Annotated in this window: 17 protein-coding genes; 8 read left to right on the plus strand and 9 right to left on the minus strand. The window is 61.4% G+C overall.

Translation table 11 applies throughout. The annotated features are described in order from the left end of the window. Positions 1 to 51 precede the first annotated feature (51 nt). Positions 52 to 477, plus strand: a complete 426-nt coding sequence (locus tag JNB89_RS04750; protein WP_013342800.1) for a PRC-barrel domain-containing protein — start codon at positions 52 to 54, stop codon at positions 475 to 477. Between the two features lie 51 nt (positions 478 to 528). On the opposite strand, the gene JNB89_RS04755 is transcribed toward JNB89_RS04750, so the two are convergent. Further along, complete coding sequence (locus JNB89_RS04755) at positions 529 to 1,539, minus strand: DUF2891 domain-containing protein (protein ID WP_220361453.1); 1,011 nt, start codon at positions 1,537 to 1,539, stop codon at positions 529 to 531. 329 nt (positions 1,540 to 1,868) lie between these two features. On the opposite strand from JNB89_RS04755, the gene JNB89_RS04760 reads away from it, so the two are divergent. Beyond that, a complete protein-coding gene (locus JNB89_RS04760; RefSeq protein WP_223216697.1) occupies positions 1,869 to 2,087 on the plus strand; it encodes a hypothetical protein in 219 nt (72 codons plus the stop codon). Between the two features lie 21 nt (positions 2,088 to 2,108). Here the strand turns inward: JNB89_RS04760 and JNB89_RS04765 are convergent, their stop codons facing one another. After that, entirely contained in the window at positions 2,109 to 2,837 is a 729-nt protein-coding gene (locus tag JNB89_RS04765; protein WP_220361454.1) for an OmpW/AlkL family protein, read from the minus strand. Positions 2,838 to 3,164: 327 nt separating this feature from the next. Beyond that, positions 3,165 to 4,094 carry a LysR family transcriptional regulator gene (locus JNB89_RS04770; RefSeq protein ID WP_220361455.1) on the minus strand — a complete coding sequence of 310 codons (930 nt, stop codon included), beginning with the start codon at positions 4,092 to 4,094 and terminating at the stop codon, positions 3,165 to 3,167. A 152-nt stretch (positions 4,095 to 4,246) separates the two neighbouring features. On the opposite strand from JNB89_RS04770, the gene JNB89_RS04775 reads away from it, so the two are divergent. From JNB89_RS04775 to JNB89_RS04785, 3 genes are all read left to right on the plus strand, one after another. After that, positions 4,247 to 5,116, plus strand: coding sequence for an amidohydrolase family protein (locus JNB89_RS04775; protein ID WP_220361456.1), 870 nt, complete (start codon positions 4,247 to 4,249; stop codon positions 5,114 to 5,116). Between the two features lie 145 nt (positions 5,117 to 5,261). Further along, positions 5,262 to 6,575 carry a dicarboxylate/amino acid:cation symporter gene (locus JNB89_RS04780; protein WP_220361457.1) on the plus strand — a complete coding sequence of 438 codons (1,314 nt, stop codon included), beginning with the start codon at positions 5,262 to 5,264 and terminating at the stop codon, positions 6,573 to 6,575. A 151-nt stretch (positions 6,576 to 6,726) separates the two neighbouring features. Beyond that, positions 6,727 to 7,812 (plus strand): porin, encoded by a 1,086-nt coding sequence (locus JNB89_RS04785; RefSeq protein ID WP_220361458.1) that lies wholly within the window; start codon positions 6,727 to 6,729, stop codon positions 7,810 to 7,812. Between the two features lie 21 nt (positions 7,813 to 7,833). On the opposite strand, the gene JNB89_RS04790 is transcribed toward JNB89_RS04785, so the two are convergent. Continuing rightward, a complete protein-coding gene (locus JNB89_RS04790; RefSeq protein ID WP_041729645.1) occupies positions 7,834 to 8,994 on the minus strand; it encodes an MBL fold metallo-hydrolase in 1,161 nt (386 codons plus the stop codon). Positions 8,995 to 9,106: 112 nt separating this feature from the next. Here JNB89_RS04790 and JNB89_RS04795 point away from each other — a divergent pair, with 112 nt between their 5' ends. After that, complete coding sequence (locus JNB89_RS04795; RefSeq protein WP_041729646.1) at positions 9,107 to 9,724, plus strand: TetR/AcrR family transcriptional regulator; 618 nt, start codon at positions 9,107 to 9,109, stop codon at positions 9,722 to 9,724. A 12-nt stretch (positions 9,725 to 9,736) separates the two neighbouring features. Here JNB89_RS04795 and JNB89_RS04800 read toward each other — a convergent pair whose 3' ends face one another. Next, positions 9,737 to 11,506, minus strand: a complete 1,770-nt coding sequence (locus JNB89_RS04800; protein WP_220361460.1) for a SulP family inorganic anion transporter — start codon at positions 11,504 to 11,506, stop codon at positions 9,737 to 9,739. Between the two features lie 721 nt (positions 11,507 to 12,227). Here JNB89_RS04800 and JNB89_RS04805 point away from each other — a divergent pair. Then, positions 12,228 to 13,214 (plus strand): zinc-dependent alcohol dehydrogenase family protein, encoded by a 987-nt coding sequence (locus JNB89_RS04805; protein ID WP_220361461.1) that lies wholly within the window; start codon positions 12,228 to 12,230, stop codon positions 13,212 to 13,214. Positions 13,215 to 13,284: 70 nt separating this feature from the next. On the opposite strand, the gene JNB89_RS04810 is transcribed toward JNB89_RS04805, so the two are convergent. Together JNB89_RS04810 and JNB89_RS04815 are read right to left on the minus strand one after the other, a co-directional pair. Then, positions 13,285 to 13,725 carry a cupin domain-containing protein gene (locus tag JNB89_RS04810; RefSeq protein WP_220361462.1) on the minus strand — a complete coding sequence of 147 codons (441 nt, stop codon included), beginning with the start codon at positions 13,723 to 13,725 and terminating at the stop codon, positions 13,285 to 13,287. Positions 13,726 to 13,779: 54 nt separating this feature from the next. Beyond that, positions 13,780 to 14,787, minus strand: a complete 1,008-nt coding sequence (locus JNB89_RS04815) for a LysR family transcriptional regulator (protein ID WP_220361463.1) — start codon at positions 14,785 to 14,787, stop codon at positions 13,780 to 13,782. Between the two features lie 177 nt (positions 14,788 to 14,964). Between JNB89_RS04815 and JNB89_RS04820 the strand changes: the two genes are divergently transcribed. Beyond that, positions 14,965 to 15,564 carry a peroxidase-related enzyme gene (locus JNB89_RS04820; protein ID WP_220361464.1) on the plus strand — a complete coding sequence of 200 codons (600 nt, stop codon included), beginning with the start codon at positions 14,965 to 14,967 and terminating at the stop codon, positions 15,562 to 15,564. Positions 15,565 to 15,590: 26 nt separating this feature from the next. Here JNB89_RS04820 and JNB89_RS04825 read toward each other — a convergent pair whose 3' ends face one another. Continuing rightward, on the minus strand, positions 15,591 to 16,841 hold the full coding sequence (locus tag JNB89_RS04825; protein WP_220361465.1) for an MFS transporter: 1,251 nt from the start codon (positions 16,839 to 16,841) through the stop codon (positions 15,591 to 15,593). A gap of 117 nt (positions 16,842 to 16,958) precedes the next feature. Beyond that, entirely contained in the window at positions 16,959 to 17,885 is a 927-nt protein-coding gene (locus JNB89_RS04830; protein ID WP_220361466.1) for a LysR substrate-binding domain-containing protein, read from the minus strand. Between the last annotated feature and the right edge of the window lie 207 nt (positions 17,886 to 18,092).

An 18,092-nucleotide genomic window follows, 5' to 3' on the forward strand; every position in this document is an offset into this window, starting at 1 on the left:
TCGGCGCGCTCGTGCGCCGGTCAGTCTTTCAATAAAAGAGGAGTAAATCAGATGACGTTGGGCAAACTTCTAGTGACTGCCGCAGTGGCCGCAGCGAGCTTCAGCGCACACGCGCAAGTCGCGGGCACGCAGCCTCTCAGTGTGACGGTCGAGCAATCCAATGCGTTGCTGAGCGGCTGGAGCGTCAAGAAGAGCATTCTCGGCAAGGCCGTATACAACGATCAGAACGAGAAGATCGGTGCAATTCGCGATCTGGTGGTGGCACCGGACGGCTCGCTGTCGGCAGCAATTGTCGCCGCGGGCGGTTTTCTCGGCGTTGCCTCGCATGACGTAGCCGTGCCAATCGCAGCGCTGGACATTCGTTCGGGCAATTTCTATCTGGCGGGTGCGACCAAGGCAGCATTGAAGGCCACGCCGGAGTTCCAGTACAACAAGGTGCAAACGCCGGCGAAGCCGAAGAAGCTGTCGGCGCAGTGATCGATTCAGGCTTGCGGGCAGGCCGATAGTGTTACCGGCCTGATCGCCGTTTCAGGCCTCTAGGGCGAGCGTGGCGAAGGTGCCAAGCCAATGCTCGCCCATGTAGTCTCCTGCCACATGCGGCAGCGCACTTTGCAGATGGCGCTCCGCGGACTCGAGCAGCACGGTGCGGCGAATGTCGCCCGCAGGCAGCGCGCGGGCCAGCGAGCGCTGGCACCAGGCGCGGCTCAGATTAAGACCGTCGAGGTGGGCAATCTTGCCGTCGGTGCGGTCCGTGACCGTCACCGGCTCGAAAAGCGTCGCGGGTTTTTTTGCACCGAGGTCGGGCAAAAAGCGCCCAAACCAGTCGACGAATTGCGCGGGCGGCAACACGCGGCGCATCAATTCGGCTTCCATTAGCGAGGGCGAGAGGAATTCGTCGCCGGCGGGCTCCCATGCCTGGCATCCCACGTCATGTAAAAACCAGCGCTCGGCGGTGCTGACCACCAGCGCCTCCAGCGAGCCGCGCGAGGTTTGCCGCGCGAAGTCCAGCGTAAGCGCTAGCGCGAAGGCCATGTTGAAATGCGTACCCACGCGCAGCGGATAAGTGGCTTTGGGCAAGAACGCTTCGAAGCGCTCCACAAAGATTTCGGTAAGCGGCTCGAACGTCTTCGACCAGCGCGCGGCGTCCGAGAGCTTGAGCGAATGCAGTTGCGCACCGAGCGCGAGAAGCCACGCCCAGCCATAGGGCCGCTCGAAGCCCAGGTTGTGCGGCAGCTCGAGATAGGCGCGCTCGCCTGCAACGTTTGCCGCCGTGAAATGCTCGTCGACTACGTCCACAATACGCGCAGCTTCCGGCAAGTCAGGGAAACGCTCGATAAGATGAAGAACCAGCCAGTAGCCATGCACGCACGAGTGCCAGTCATAGCTGCCGTAAAAAATCGGATGCAATGCACGCGGGCTCTGCACGTCTTGCGGACCCGCCAGCGCATGCGTGAGTTTGTTCGGGTACTCGCGCGTGAGGTGAGCGAGCGCGAGGTTGGCGAATTTCGAAGCGAATTCGCGAGTGAGCAGGGCGGTCATGGGCGGTTCCTCGAAAGCGGAATACGAACAGGCCATTAGTATCGTATTGGCGGCGGGCAATAGCAAAGGTTCGAGGGTCGTGCGCGGGGAAATGCACTAAACGTATTGCGGGCGTGGCCGCGGGAATGCCGTGATGTCAGCGCCTGCTGATGCGAACGGCATGTAATTGCGGCTAAAGCTGCGGTCGACGCCCTTATCATCTGGGCAGGAGAAATCGCCAGGCGCGGCGGATTTCTTTCCGGTTCTTGGCGCGGTTGCGGCGGTCCGTTCGCGCGTGCTATGTTCTCGCTCCGCTACCGGCAATACGTCTTTGCACTGATGACACGAGAATGGAGCAGTTCTTTATGCGGCGTGCCAGCGCCGTCAATTTCCTGCTGGCGCGGCGGCGCGTGTGCCTCGACAAGATTGCGTCGGCAACGACCGCCGATATCGAGCACCAGCACGAAGTCGAGTTGATTGACCGCCTCGTACTCGACGTTCGCGCAGGCCGGCTCAGTACATTTGAATTGACGCACGCAAAAGCCATTGCGGTTGTAGTCACCGATTAGGGCTTCGGCACGGTGGCAGCCTCAAAAGCGATATCCGACAGACGCAAATGAAATAATCGGGTTGAGCTTCAGCTTGGTGGTGCTCGTTACGGTGCCAACCGAGGACTTCGTGGTCAACGTTGCACGCGTGGAGAGCCACATGTACGACAGCGAGAGGTCGACCGACCAGTGTTTGTCGATGTTGTACGAAAAGCCCGCGTTGATCACCGGGGCAAACGAACTGCCAAGTCTGGCGGTGGTGGTGCCTTGCAGCGCCGTGCCATACGTCGATGAATAGAGGAAGCTGCCGCTCGATACAGCCGAACTCAGTTTCACTCCGCTATACCAGACATAGGACGCACCTGCGCCAAGGTATGGACGGAAACGGCTCTGGGCATCGTTGAAGTAGTACTTCATCAGTAATGTCGGACTCCATTCGTAGGCGGAGCCGATCTGTCCCAACGCCGCAAGAGAACCCGTACCCGTCAGGTTGAACTTGGGCGGAATGCCGAGCACCGCCGTGGTGGCAATGTGATCCGTCAGGAAATATGTGACGGTCAGGCCGAACGTGTCCGAATCGTCGACAGTTGCGCCAGTACCTGCTTTAGTGGCGCTCGTACCTAACGCGTTGACCGTTAGCGGCTTGCTCGAGTCTTGTGGCCCGAGATGAAACCAGCCGGCGTTCAGCATGAAATCGCCGGCGCTTTGCGCGTGCGCGGCTGAACCTGCGAATAGTGCAGCGGCCAAGGCGAGTACGCGTGTGTGCTTCATTCTTGTCTCCTTCTCTTCTCTGTTATGGGTGAGTCGTCACGGACGATTCTATGCGTACGGTCGTGCGGTTTGTCGCGTGCGCTATTGAGCTTTGCCTCTGTAATCTGGTAAGGATTTGCCGCGAGCGTTGGCAAGCAGAAAGAAAAAAACAAAGCCAAAAAGCCAAAAGCCCACTCGTGAGAGTGGGCTTCCGGTTGCCTTTTCGAAAGAGAGAATGCGCCGTCGTGTGAAATGAAACCACGATGACGCCGGACTATTAAACCTCGCCGCAAACCCGCTGCGCAAGCGCAAGAGCAATGCCTTGCGGTTCTATTGCCTTCTCTTTCCTTACTTGCGGCGCACTGCGCTATAGAGAGGTAGCGCGCGCTCCTCGAGCATGGCAATGGCCTGGACCGCAAGTTGTGAGAGCGTGTGCTTGCTGCTCGTGGCGATGGCCAGCCGGCTAAACAGAGTGGGCTCGGTAATGCGGATCACCTGAAAGCGCCGCTTGAGCGCATCGCTGACGGTTGCGTTCAGCGGCAGCACCGCGTAGCCGATGCCCTCGCTAACCAGGTCGAGAATCGACGACACCGCATCGACTTCGAGTTCGATATTGAGCCGCACGCCTTGTTCGGCCGCAACGGACTCGAGCATGCGACGAATGGCGTGCATGCGGCCGGGAATCACCAGTGGATAGCGAGGAATGTCGCGCAGGGCGATTGTTCTCACCGGTTCGCGTGCCAGCTTTGCGTCTCTTTTACCATCGTCCGCGCCGATCAGGAAAAGTTCTTCGGTAAACACCGTGCGTTTGTCGATTAGTGGCGTGTCGAAGGTGTCGTAAAGAACCGCGACGTCGACGCGGCCCATCATCAGCCATTCGATCAGATAGGTCGACAGTCCCTCTGCAACGGAAATGGTCGCACCAGGAAACGACGTGCGGAAACTGCGCACGAGTTCATTGGTTGCGACCTTCGCGAAGCTCGGTGTAATGCCAATGCAAAAATGGCCGCCTACGGTGCCGCGCAATTCGTCGAGATCTTGCGACGCGCGCTGCACCTGCGAGAGGATACCCTTCGAATGGGCCAGCATGCGCTGCCCCGCAGGTGTGAGGGTGACGCCGCGGCCGTTGCGCTCGAGCAAGGTGTGGCGCAATTCCACTTCGAGCTGCCGCACGAGCCTGCTGAGAGCGGGCTGGTTGGTGTCGAGCGTAATAGCTGCGCGCGTGAAGCTGCCGAGCTCGGCGACATGCACAAACGCTTCCAACTGCTTGAGGTCCATGGGCGAGGTATGTGTAATTCACATATCAGCTAGTTTGGTATAGCGATTGTAGCGAGCGATGTACGCCGCCACAATCCGCTTACTCCAGCTTATTACTCCCGCTTACATACATAGCCGCGCCACGCGGCGACCAAGATAGAGACAAAGCTCTGATGAAATCCTGTTTGCCGCCCGATCCCCATCCCGTCCGCCCAAAAGAGCCGTTGCCCGCAGGTGCTTGCGACGCGCATTGCCACGTTTTCGGTCCTGCCGATACGTTTCCGTATGCGCCGGATCGCAGCTATACGCCGCCTGACGCGCCTTTCGAGCAATTGCGTGCACTGCACGAGTTTCTTGGCGTGAGCCGCGGCGTGATCGTGCAGGCGAGCTGTCATGGCACCGACAACAGCGCGATGCTCGACGCTATCGCTCGAAGTAACGGCCGCTACCGCGGCGTCGCGATAGTGGACGACGATGTGACCGACGCGCAACTCGCGGATCTCGACGCGCGTGGCGTGCGCGGGGTGCGCTTCAACTTTGTTGCGCATCTGGGTGGTGCGCCGGACCTCGACGTGTTCGACCGTGTACTCGAGCGCATCGAGCGGCTTGGCTGGCATGTGGTGCTGCATCTGGACGCGCAAGACATTCTGCAATACGCGCAGCGGATCGAGCGCATCAAGGTGCCGTTCGTGATCGATCACATGGGACGCGTGCGGGCCGAAGGCGGACTCGGTCAACAGCCGTTTCGCCAACTGCTGGAACTCATGCGCAATCCGCTCGCATGGGTCAAAGTATGCGGTTCGGAGCGCGTTTCGGCGGGCCGCCGGCCTTTCGACGATGCGATTCCGTTCGCGCAGGCGCTGATCGAAGCCGCGCCGGATCGCGTGCTGTGGGGCACGGACTGGCCGCATCCGAACATCAGCAAGGACATGCCGAACGACGGCGAACTCGTCGATCTGCTGTTGCGCTTCTGCCCGGATCAAGCATTGCGCGAAAAGCTGCTGGTGACGAATCCCACGCGGCTTTACGGCTTTCCCGCATAGTTGCACCCGCAATGGTTCTGAACTGCCGCCATAAGATGGCAGACGTGCGGAAAGCGGTCCGAGTGACGACTTTCCGCTCACTATTTTGGATGGAGACAAAGATGACCAGAAATGAAAGCCGTTTTAATCGGCGAGGAGCGGCTTCATGAGCGAGAGTGCCCTCATGACCTCGCCCGCGTCCGGCGTACGAAAGCCCTTTTACCGAACGCTGTATTTCCACGTATTCGTGGCCATCATCATCGGCGTACTGCTGGGGCATTTTGCGCCGTCGCTCGCAGTGAAGATGAAGCCGCTTGGCGACGCGTTCATCAAGCTCATCAAAATGGTAATTGGCCCAATCATTTTCTGCACCGTCGTCACCGGCATTGCCGGAATGGGCGACATGAAGAAAGTTGGGCGAGTAGGCGGCAAGGCGCTGCTGTACTTCGAGATCGTGTCGACGCTTTCACTCGTCATCGGGCTGGTGGCAGGGCATATCTTCCATCCGGGCAGCGGCTTCAATCTGAACCCGGTCAGCATCGACACGAAAGCGCTGGCCGGCTACACGAGTGCCGCGCAGCACCAGAATACGGTCGAATTCCTGATGCATATCATTCCCGACACCATAACGGGCGCGTTTGCTTCGGGCAATGTACTGCAGATACTCCTCGTGTCCGTGCTGTTCGGCGCTGCACTGGCCGCGACCGGAGAGCGCGGCCGTCCGCTCATCGCGATGATCGATTACTTTGCGCATACGTTTTTCGGTATCGTGCACATCATCATGAAGGTGGCGGCAATCGGTGCCTTCGGCTCGATCGCTTTCACGATCGGCACTTACGGAATCGGCGCAGTCGTGCCGCTGCTGAAACTGATTGGGGCGTTCTACGCCACGCTGCTGGTGTTCGTGATTGTCGTGCTCGGGGCCATCGCACGCGTGCTCGGCTTCAGCATCTTGCGCTTCATGAGCTATATCCGCGAAGAGATTCTGATTGTGCTGGGCACCAGTTCTTCGGAGGCCGCGCTTCCCCAGATGCTCGAAAAACTCGAGCGTCTGGGCTGCTCAAAATCGGTTGTCGGACTCGTCATTCCAGCTGGCTACTCATTCAATCTCGACGGTACGAACATCTACCTGACGATGGCCGTGCTGTTCATCGCTCAGGCATTCAACATCGAACTGAGTCTCACGCAGCAACTCACGCTGGTCGGCGTGGCGATGCTCACGTCGAAGGGCGCGAGCGGCGTGGCCGGCGCGGCGTTTGTAATGCTGACGTCTACATTGCTGGTTTTTCCGCTGATTCCAGTGTCCGGCATGGTGCTGATTCTCGGTATTCACCGTTTCATGGGTACCGGCCTCGCAATCGCGAACACCATTGGCAACGGCGTCGCGACGCTCGTCGTTTCCGCGTGGGAACACGAGCTTGACAGAACCAGGCTGAATGACCGCATGGCCCGGCAACGCGCGGATTTACCGCGCGCCTGATCGCGGGCTGCAACACGTGTTTGGCCACATCGACTGACGATCTGGCTGCAATAGCTATCCAGGTGTCTTGCTGACCCGTGCGCATTCGCGCACGCGGCAGGGACGCTTGCGCCCAAAAAAATTATGGAAACCGGTCTGGAGACAACGAGTGATGTCGAGAAAAACAAATAGCACGCGCCGCGGGACGCCCTTTCACACAGCATGCGTTGCGACGGCTCTATTCACAGCGGCGAGCGGTGCAGCGCACGCCGATTCTTCGCAAGCCACGGCGGGGGCTGCAACGATGTCGTCTTCGTCGGTGCAAATGTACGGCCTGATCGGCATGTACATCGACAGCGCGAAACTCAGCACCACGCGCTCCAGTACCGTGCAAATGGGCGGTGGCGGAATGACCACGTCGTTCTGGGGAATTCGCGGTCGCGAGGATATTGGCGGCGGCAATGCGGTGATCTTCAGCCTCGAAAGCTTCTTCCGGCCGAATAGCGGACAGATGGGGCGCAATACGACCGACGGGCTATTTTCCCGCAACGCCTATGTAGGACTGACCGGCGCATATGGAACGTTCAAGTTCGGCGAGCAGACCAACCCGACGTATATCAACCAGCAACTGGTGAATCCGTTTGGATCTTCGGTGGTCTTCTCGCCATTGATCGTGCAGTCATACACGGCGAGCTACAGCAACACGGTGATTGGCGACACCGTTTGGCAAAACGCAATCGAATATGTATCGCCGAACTACGGCGGACTGACCGGCACCGCGATCTACAGCGTGAGCAGCACGACGGGGCATCAGGGACGCGACAACGTCGGTCTCCATTTGACGTATGCGAAAGGCCCGCTTACCGCGGTGTTTTCCGCGCAACGTGTTCGCACTGCGGCGGTGGCGCCCTCGAGCGGCCAGTATCTTTATCTGGCCGGCGCCGCTTATGACGCGAAGTTCATGAAGGTGTACGGCGCCGCGCAAATGACCAGCAACAATAACGTCGAAACCGGCTCGCACACGTATGAACTGGGCGTTTCGGTTCCGCTCACGCCGTCCAACGTGATTCTCGCCGAGTGGGCGCGCACCAAACACAGCGCGCCGCTCGACCGCAGCAACGTACGCAATACGGCGAGCCTCGCCTACGAGTACATTCTCTCGAAACGCACTTTCGTGTACACCGTGTATTCCTACGACAAGCTCACGGCCAATCCGTCGGGCAGCACGTATGGCGTGGGAATGCAGCACACGTTCTAAGCCAGCCGGGAGCGGGCCGCCTCATGCATTGTTTCTGGAATTGACTCGCGCCGCGTCGTTGCATGAAAAAATACGCGCAATACGCGCGAACACGCCTCGCGATACTTCGGGTGCCTCGACCACGTCCATCACATTGCGCCACCACCGCTCGCCACGATGCGGCGCAGCGAGGTCGAGCCTCTCGCCCATGCGGGGTGTCGACAGCGCGACGCCGCGCGCCGCGGCGAGTCCCAGCACTCGCTCGAACGGCTCGTACCACCTGTGCATTGCCAGGTCGAACGTACCGTTGTGAATTGGCACCAGCCAGCGGCCGCGCAGATCGACATGTGCCTGGACGGTTTCTTCGGGGTGCATATGAACGTACGGCCATTGCGCGTCGTACGCACCGGTTTCGACGAGGGCCACGTCGAACGGTCCAAGACGCTCGCCGATCGTCCTGAAGCCCTCGAAGTAGCCAGTGTCGCCACTGAAGAACACACGCAAGTCGTCGTCGGCGATCACCCACGATGCCCACAATGTGCTGTTGCCGTCGAACAGGCTACGCCCCGAGAAATGCTGCGCCGGCGTCGCCGTGAATGACAGACCGCCGACCTCCACGCTTTGCCACCAGTCGAGCTGCCGTACGCTGCTTGCTTCGATACCCCACTCGATCAGGCGGTCGCCGACGCCTAGCGGCGTGACAAAGAGGCTGGTCGTGCTCGCCAGCGCAAGCACTGTTTCGCGGTCGAGATGATCGTAGTGATCGTGCGAAAGAAGCACACCGGCAAGCGGCGGCAGGTCTGCGAGTGCGATGGGCGGCGCGTGAAAGCGCTTTGGACCGACGCGCCGGAACGGCGAAGCGCGTTCTGCGAAGACGGGATCGGTCAGCCAGAACTCGCCGCGCAACTTGAGCAGCACCGTAGAGTGTCCGAGCCGGTAAAGGCTGCGGTCCGGCGCCGCCAGGAGATCGTCGCGCGTGAGTGTGTCTACGGGCAACGCGCCCGTCGGAACCGTGCCGGACGGCTTGTTGAGCAACACATTCCACGCAATGCGCAGGGTCTTGCCGAACGGTTCGACGGGACGCGGCTTGACGTTGCGAAAACGCTCGCCGTCGTGCTGCGTCGACTGGCCAGAGAGTTCGCGCCCGCGCCGTGCGGCAGCGAAACCCAAGGTACGCCCGATGAAGTCGAAAAACGGTGCCATGTGCGCGTCCGTTTGAAAGTAGACCATGCAGTGTACTTTATTATCTCGAAAAGTAAACTGTCCGGTGTAAAATTCGGGCATGCATCCGACCGCCACCCCCGCCGCCCCTGTGATGTCCGCCGCACCCGCCGCTCATCAGCGCCTGACCGACCGCAAGCGCGAGGCCGTCATCTCCGCTGCCATCGAGGAGTTTCTCGCGGCCGGTTTCGACGGCACCAGCATGGACCGCATCGCCGCGCGCGCGAAGGTCTCGAAGCGCACCGTCTACAACCATTTCCCGAGCAAGGAGGCGTTGTTTGCCGAAATACTGCGGCAGTTGTGGGACGCGAGCCAGGCCGGCGAAACTGTCGTCTATCGTGCGGCGGTACCGTTGCGTGAGCAACTAATCGAACTCCTGATGCGCAAATTGCGGCTTCTGAACGACGAAGCGTTTCTGGCGCTGGCGCGCGTTGCGATTGCTGCAGGCATTCATTCGCCTGAACGCGCGCGCGACATGGTCGCGCGTCTGGGCGAACGCGAGGAAGACCTGACCGTGTGGATACGCGCAGCCGTGGCGGACAAACGTCTGCGGATTGCGGACCCAGTGTTTGCAGCGCACCAGTTGCAGGGGCTCGTCAAGGCGTTTGCGTTCTGGCCGCAGGTGACGATGGGACAGCCGCCGCTCGGTGAAACGCAGCAGCAGGCCATCGCCGATTCCGCCGCCGATATGTTTCTGGCGCGCTATGCGTGAGGAGCGGCGCGCTTAGGCGTCGTCTTCCCAATCGTGCCACTCGACGCGATACGTTTGCACATAATCGCTCACCGCGCGTCCTACCGTCGGCATGAAAGAGTGCTCGCCGATGCGCTCGAAAATGCCATAACGCTTGAGGCTGTCCTTCACTGGTCCTTTCAATTCCGCGAAGCAGAGCTGAATATGCAGCGCGTCCAGGTGCTCGATGAGCTCGGTGAGCATGTCGGCAGCGGTAATGTCGATGTCGGTCACGGGCTCCGCGGCAATCACAATCCGGCGTGTGGGCCCGGGCGCCGTGTCGATTGCCTGTTGTACGCGCTCGCGAAAGATCTGTGCGTTGGCGAAGAAGAGCGGTGCATCCCAACGCAACAGCACGAGGCCAGGCACACGCCGCGCGTCGGGATGCCGCGATATGTCGTGATAGCCCTTTACGCCGTCGACTCGCCCCAGCACCGCGGCATAGGGCCGCCACGCACGCCAGAGAAACATCAGAACGGCGAGCGCCAAAGCGATTCCCACGCCTGCCACGACGCCCGACAGCACGACGCCGAGAAAACAGACCAGCGCCTGCACGAATTCGCTGCGCCGCAGCCGGTAGAGCCTCAGCATGCCACGCGTTTCCAGCAGGCCCAGCGAAGCCGCTATCACGACAGCGGCAAGTGCGGCTTGCGGCGTGTCATGCAGCGCCTGCGGTGCGAACAGCAGAAGCGCTGCCACAATCGCCGCGGCCACGAGTCCAGTGAGTTGCGTCTTTGCTCCGGCGGCCTCCGCGACCGGCGTACGCGATCCGCTTGCGCTGACGGGAAAGCCCTGGAACAGCGCCGCGGCCACGTTTGCGACGCCGATAGCGAAACATTCCTGATCGCGGTCGATTTGCCGGCCGCCGCGCAGTCCGTAGGTTTGCGACAACATGCTGACGTCGGTGAGCGTGACGAGCGCGATGGCCAATGCGGTCGTGCCGAGCGCGAGCCATTCACGCAATGCGAGTATCGGAAATAGAGGGGCGGGCAGGCCGCGCGGCACGTTGCCGACGACTGCAAGGCCCGCGCGCGGCGCAAGATTAGCCCACGATACAACGAGAGTTGCGAGCGCCACCGCGATCAGGACGCCCGGCACTCTGGGCGCCCAGCGTCGACAGGCAAGAATGACGGCAAGCGAGCCGGCGCCGATGGCGAGCGCCGTGCCGTTGATGCGGCCGGCGAGTACGCCGCGCACCAGTTCCTGCACCTGGACGAGGAACGATTCGCCCTTCACCGGAAAACCCAATAGTTTGGGTAACTGACTAATTATGATAGTCAGCATGATGCCGTTCAGATAGCCGTGGCGTATCGGAGTTGAAAGAAGGTCGGCAATAAAGCCCAGCTTGAGCAGACCCACGGCGGCGCAAAGCAGGCCGGACAGCAGTGCAAGCGCGCCCGCCAGCATGACTGCCTGGGGGCCGCCATGCGGGGCGAGCGGAATCGCGGCGGCGAGAATCAGCGCAACCAGCGCCGAATCCGGGCCCACCACGAGAATGCGGCTCGGCCCGAACAATGCATAGGCAACGAGTGCGGCAAGCGACGCATACAGGCCCGCGACGGAGGGCATGCCGGCAGCTTCTGCATAGGCCATCCCAGCCGGGACGAGAACCGCGCTAAGCGTGAGGCCCGCCAGGGCGTCGTGCGGCAACGAGGCGAGCGGATAGTCCCGCATCCACGTCAGAGCGGGAATGCGGCGCGCGAGCCACCCAGCTGCGCTCGCACGATGCGGCGTTGAACTCGTGTCCGCGTGAGATTTGCCCATTTGCACGTTGAATCACCTTGCGGGGACGGTCATTCGCTTGTCTATTGTGTGGCCGCGTCGCGGCAACGTCAAAACGGGCGCAAGTCATGCATGCGTTTGTCGTACGTGTTGCCGTCGCTCCTGCAATGCAGACCTGCAACCATTGAACGTTCTGCGCGAGCTTGCACGGCCTGCCTCGCTTTGCGCGATCCGAGTCGTAGCCGTGGGAATTCAGCGTACAGATTGCGCTTTTTACATAGGATTGCAACTTGTACAGGGACAGAAGGCTCGCGCATTGCGAAGCCGTGTCGCGTCGACGCGACGACCGCGTTGCAGATAGTGGCCGACGTCCGCACGATTTGTCGAAGCCGCCGGGTCTCGCCTAAATGCGAACCGCGTGTCGCTCGACACTCACGACCCACTCAGGAGGTTATGATGGAACCAGTCCTAAGGAAGGCAATGGTCGCCGTATTGATAGCGGCGCTGGCAGGCGGCACCGCAGGATGCAAACGCTCCGGCACGAATGACACTGCCGGAACGGCGGGCATGAGCGGACCTGCTGCCACCAGCAATAGCGTGGCGCCGCCCATGGGCGGTGCATCGGCCGCAAGTCAGTAGGCCGTACGCGGTTCTTGCCGCGCGCCAGGCGGTGTGAAAGACGCAAAGGCCACGTGCGCCCAAGCATGCCAGTCACGCACGCACGAAGCGACGCCACGCCATCCGCCAGATACAGGAGAAGGGCATGCGCGCTATGGTGTTCGACGGAACCGCTCCGATGCTGTGTGAGAGGGAAATGGCCGAGCCGCGGCCAGCGCCCGGTCAGTTGCTGATCGACGTTCACGCATGCGGGGTGTGCCGCACTGACTTGCATGTGATCGATGGAGAACTCGCGCACCCAAAGCAGCCGGTCATTCCCGGGCATGAAATCGTGGGGACAGTCGCTGCACTCGGCGAAGGTGTAGTGGGCTTTTCGGTGGGCGATCGCGTAGGCGTACCGTGGACCGGCCATACCTGCGGGCACTGCCGCTATTGCGCGAGCGGCCGCGAAAATCTCTGCGACGACCCGGGCTTTACAGGCTATACGATCGATGGCGGCTATGCGGAGCGCACTGTCGCCGATAGCCGTTACTGCCTGCATCTGCCGGAGCGTTATTCCGATGTCGAAGCGGCACCGCTTCTATGCGCTGGCCTGATCGGCTATCGCACACTCAGCATGGCGGGCGATGCTCGCGCAATCGGCATTTATGGATTCGGCGCGGCCGCGCATATCGTCGCGCAGGTGGCGCTGCACGAGGGGCGCAAGGTGTTTGCGCTGACCCGCCCCGGCGACACCGCTGCCCAGCAGTTCGCATTGCGGCTCGGGGTGCACTGGGCGGGCGGCAGCGACGAGAGGCCTCCTGAAGAGCTCGACGCAGCGCTGATTTTTGCGCCGGCTGGTCCACTAGTGCCGGCGGCGCTAAAGGCGGTCGCGAAGGGCGGCGCCGTTGTGTGCGGCGGCATTCATATGAGCGACATTCCAGCGTTCCCTTATGAGCTTTTATGGGGCGAGCGCCGCGTGTGTTCGGTGGCCAACCTCACGCGCGCCGACGGGCACGCCTTTATGCAGCTTGCGGCGCAAGTGCCGTTGCAGATCGAAACCACGCCGTATCCACTAGCAGACGCAAACCGCGCGCTGAACGATCTGCGCGACGGCCATGTCAACGGCGCGGCGGTGTTGCGCATGCGGTGAGCGGACTTCACAGCGTGGATTGCGCGCGCTGCGGTGCTGCCGGGCGGCTAGCAGGGCCAGCGGCGCTGCGCTACTGCTGTCCCTCTTCGCGCGAGCGCGATTCTGCGCCGGGATCATAGGGTACGACGCGTTCGTGTTCATCTGCCTGGTTGCGCGCTACGATTGCTCGCGCTGCAACGTGCTGGTCCAGATTGAACGGCTGGTGCGGGATGCCCGGAGGAATGAACAGAAAGTCGCCCGCCTCGGTAATCACGGATTCCTGCAAGCCGGGGCCATAGCGCGTCTCGACCCTGCCTTCGAGCATGTAGATCGCCGTTTCATAGTCGGCGTGATAGTGCGGTTCCGCGTGGCCGCCAGGCGGCACGACGACCATGTACATCGACAAGCCTGTGGCTCCCGCAGTGCCGGCGGAGATGCCGACGAAATAGGGCAAACGCTGGCTGGTCGCCATGGCCTTCTCCGGGCGAACCCTGACCACGGTTGGCTGTGCATCGTGCATAACGTTCGGCATGGCTGCTCCGTTTGCCGGTGCGGCAACGCTTGCCGCTCACGCGCAGTAAAAAGTCTAGGCGACAGAGGCTTTACTGACCGCGCCTGGTTTCGGTGCGGTCCGGCCTCGCGCCGCAGCTTTGCGCCTTTCGCGCGGCGGGTCATTGGCGCTCAGCATGCTCTTGTCGTGAGCCAGTGCGACGCGCAGCCGCGGCACGGTGAAGTCGATAAAACTTCGTGTTTTCAGCGGTATTCGGCCCTGACCCGTGTGCATCACGCTTACCGGCACGGGCTCGGGTTCGAAGTCGCGCAGCACCAGTTTCAATTTTCCTTCGTTGACGGCGCTTGCTGCCTGGTACGAGAGCACGTTGGTCAAGCCGACGCCGGCAATGGCGGCGTCGATTGCCGCCTCTGCGGTGTTCACCGCGAGGCGCGCGTGGATCGACACCGACTCCGGCCGGCCCTTATTCGACGCGAAATCCCATATGGACCCCGAAGGCAGCGCGTCGAAGACGACGCACGAAAAACGCGCGAGATCGGCGGGGCTTTGCGGCTCGCCCGCTCGCGAAAGGTATTGCGGGCTCGCGCAGACAACCCGGCTAACGGTCCCAACCTGCGTCGCGATCATGCTGCTATCGGGCAGTTTGCCGATGCGCAGCGCAACGTCGATATGCTCGTCGAGCAGATGCAGGTTACGGTCGGCCAGCACCAGCTTCACCGTTATTTGCGGAAAAGCCGCCAGAAACTCGCTGACGACAGGCAGCACATGCAGCCGCCCGAAAACAACAGGCGCGGTCACCAGCAGTTCGCCGCGCGGCGCGCTGTACTCGCCCGCCGCGGCGTTTTCGGCTTCGCTGACCTGCTCGAGAATCTGCTTGCAGGCAGTGAGATAGGCGGCGCCCGCGTCCGTCAGCGTGAGCTTGCGGGTTGAGCGTACAAGCAGGCGTGCGTTCAGGTGCGCTTCGAGTTCTGCGACCTTGCGGCTGACTGTAGGCAGCGGCATACGCAGCTTGCGGCTGGCGGCGGAAAAACTGCCGCTTTCCGCTGCGGCCACCAGAATCGACATTGCTTCAAGACGGTCCATGAATGCGCGCGCTCATCGAGAATGAATCGATGAAAAATACCGTACTGGACCGGGTTCGGGAAGAGTGCGAACCCTTTCCCGTGAACCGCACCCGCGCGACTGATCGCCCACGGCCCACGGCCCGCGGTGGCGAGCGCTACAATCGGCATCACATATCGCTCACAACGGAGACACAGCATGACGACGCATCAACCGATCAGCCGCTACCCGGTTCCCGACCCGAGCGAATGGCCCGACGACATCAGCGCGCGTATTCTAGAGGTGCAGCAGAAGGCCGGTTTCGTGCCGAACGTGTTTCTGACTCTTGCACATCGGCCGGACGAGTTCCGCGCATTCTTTGCCTACCACGACGCGTTGATGCTGAAAGAGGGCGGCCTTACCAAAGGCGAACGTGAAATGATCGTCGTCGCCACGAGCGCAGTCAACAACTGCCTCTATTGCGTGGTGGCGCACGGCGCGATCCTGCGTGTCTATGAAAAAGCGCCGCTGTTGGCGGACCAGGTCGCGGTCAATCACCGCAAAGCCGACATTACCGCGCGGCAAAGAGCAATGCTCGACTTCGCATTGAAGGTCTGCCGCGAATCTGGAAACATCGACGAAGCCGACTTCCAGAACTTGCGCGAACAGGGTTTTTCTGACGAAGACATCTGGGACATTGCTGCGATCACTGCATTTTTCGGCTTGTCGAATCGCATGGCGAATGTCATTTCAATGCGCCCCAACGACGAGTTTTATCTAATGGGGCGCGTGCCCAAGACCGCAGCGGAAACCCCGTAAAAATAGGCCTATTTGAGCGGTGCTCTTCAGGCGCTCGCCGGCTTGGCCTGCATTGCCGCGGTATGCAACGCAGTGTCGTCGATTGGAAAGTGCAGTAGCGCCGCAATAAGACCGCTCGCCACTGTTGCTTGCCATAGCAGCGAATATGAGCCCGTCAGGTCGAAGACGACTCCGCCTAACCACGCGCCGAGAAACGAACCGATCTGATGGCTCAAAAAGCACACGCCGAACAGCGTGCCAAGATGCCGCGTGCCGAAAACTTTCGCAACGAGCCCGCTTGTCAGCGGAACGGTGCCAAGCCACGTCAAACCCATTACGGCCGCAAACAGCACGACAGTGAATGCGCTCTTCGGCAGAAGAAAGAATGCGCCGATCGTCGCGCTGCGAATCAGATAGAGCCAGCCGAGCACGTAATGCTGCCGGAAGCGGCCGCCTAACCAGCCGCACGCCCAGCTTCCCACCATGTTGAACAAGCCGATCAACGCGAGTGCGGTCGCGCCGAGCCCGAGCGGCATATGGCAGAGCGATAGATAACCGGGTAGATGCGTGGCGATGAATGCAAGCTGAAATCCGCAGGTAAAGAACCCCAGCGTGAGCAGCCGATAACCGCGATGCCGCAAGGCCTGCCCGAGCACCGCACGTAACGATGAAACAGGCGGCTCCTGGCGTGTCACCGGTGTTTTCGCGCGCCTGTCCAGCACCATGCCGAGCGGGGCGACCATCAGCATCAGGAAAGCGAGCACGAAGAGCGACGTGGCAATGCCGGCATGGAGCCTGATTCCCTGCACGAGCGGGACCATCAACACTTGCCCGGCCGAGCCGCCTGCGCTGACCAGACCCATCGCCATACTGCGTTTTTCCGGCGACGCCATGCGGCCCACTGCCGGCAGGACGACGCCAAATGTGGTGCAACTTACGCCGATGCCTACCAGCAAGCCCATACCCACGATCAAGAACGGGCCGCTCGGCGCTGCAGCCGAAAGCGTGAGTCCCGCCGCAAACGTCGTCGCGCCGAACGCAATCACCGGCGCCGAGCCGTAGCGGTCCGCAGCCGCGCCGGCGAATGGTTGCGCGAAGCCCCACACAAGATTGTGCAGTGCAATTGCGAAGGCGATGAGCGTGACGGGCAATCCTCGGTCGAACGAAAACGGTCCGATAAAGAGCCCGAAAGTCTGCCGGATTCCCATTGCCGCGCTGAGAACGAGCGCCGCGGCCAAAATGACGAGCGTCGTGTGATTGAACGCGGGCGCGAAGCGCTTGCTGCTGGTGGTCGACATGTTTCTGATCTCCTTGGACGCAATGGTCGCAGCGAGTCTCAGAAGCCGCAAAAGAAAAGTTTTTGACGACAGGTGAGCGCGGCTCACCTGTTCAATCATCAAGGTGACTAAAGCGTTCTATTGCGGTGCCTGTGCATCGACGCTCGCATCGCACGACACTTGCGCGGCCTCGGCGAGTATCCATTGCCTGAAGCCAAGCAGTTCCGGTCGGCGCTCGGCATTCTCCGCGCTGACGAGCCAATATGCGGTGGCCGAAGCAACGCTCGCGAACGCTGCTGTCACGAGCGCGCCGCTTTCCAGATCGCGGTTCACCAGCGGTCTGCGGCCGAGCGCAACGCCGAGCCCCATGCTCGCAGCTTCGAACGCGAGCTGGATAGTGTCTACGCGCAAGCCGTCGTCCGGGTTCCTCGTCTGCGTGCCGGTCGCCTCGATCCACGCCTGCCAGTCTTCGCTCGCGGCATTCACATGAATCAGCGTCGCGTTGTGCAGCGAGGGCGTGCCGTGCTCGTCACGCAGTGACGCCAGATAAGTGGGACTGCACACAGGCACGAATTCTTCTCCAAAGAGACGCGTCCATGCCGTGCCCGCAACCGGCGCACGGCTCAGGCGAATCGCGAAGTCGAAGCCATCCACCGGAAAACCGACCTGGCGATGCGATGTGTCCACCGTCACGTTCACATCCGGCCAACGCGCCTTGAAACGTTGCAAACGCGGCAGCAACCAGCGCGAAGCGAATGTCGGCGCACAACTGACCGCAATCGGACGGTTCGCGCGATGATTGGGCAGACGCTGCGTGCCGATTGCGATCAGCGAAAACGCTTCGGAAACATACGACAGATAGTCGGCGCCGGTAGCGGTCAATGAAATGCCGCGCGGCTCGCGCACGAAGAGCTCGACGCCGAGTGCCTCTTCAAGACCCACAATGCCGTGACTCACGGCGCTTGGCGTGACATTCAGTTCCGCGGCGGCAAGCTTGAAACTTTGGTGCCTGCCCGCCGCTTCGAAAAAACGGAGCGCGGGCAAAGGCGGCAGACGTAGGGGCATGTTGCATCCTCGTATGACGGCGCCACGCACGACGGGCCGCGCGCGTGAGGTTTCGCGACAGCATACCGCGAGGTGCGGCGCATTTCCCAACGCATTTCCCGGCGCTTTTCCCGGCGCTTTTCATTGCAGTGCGCAAACAACGGATTGGACGGCAGGGCGAAAAATTGCTGGCCGCGCGTGTCGATTTACGGTGCGCTCCATCGTCGT

It is taken from the genome of Paraburkholderia phenoliruptrix (assembly GCF_019511605.1).
Lineage (GTDB): Bacteria > Pseudomonadota > Gammaproteobacteria > Burkholderiales > Burkholderiaceae > Paraburkholderia > Paraburkholderia phenoliruptrix_A.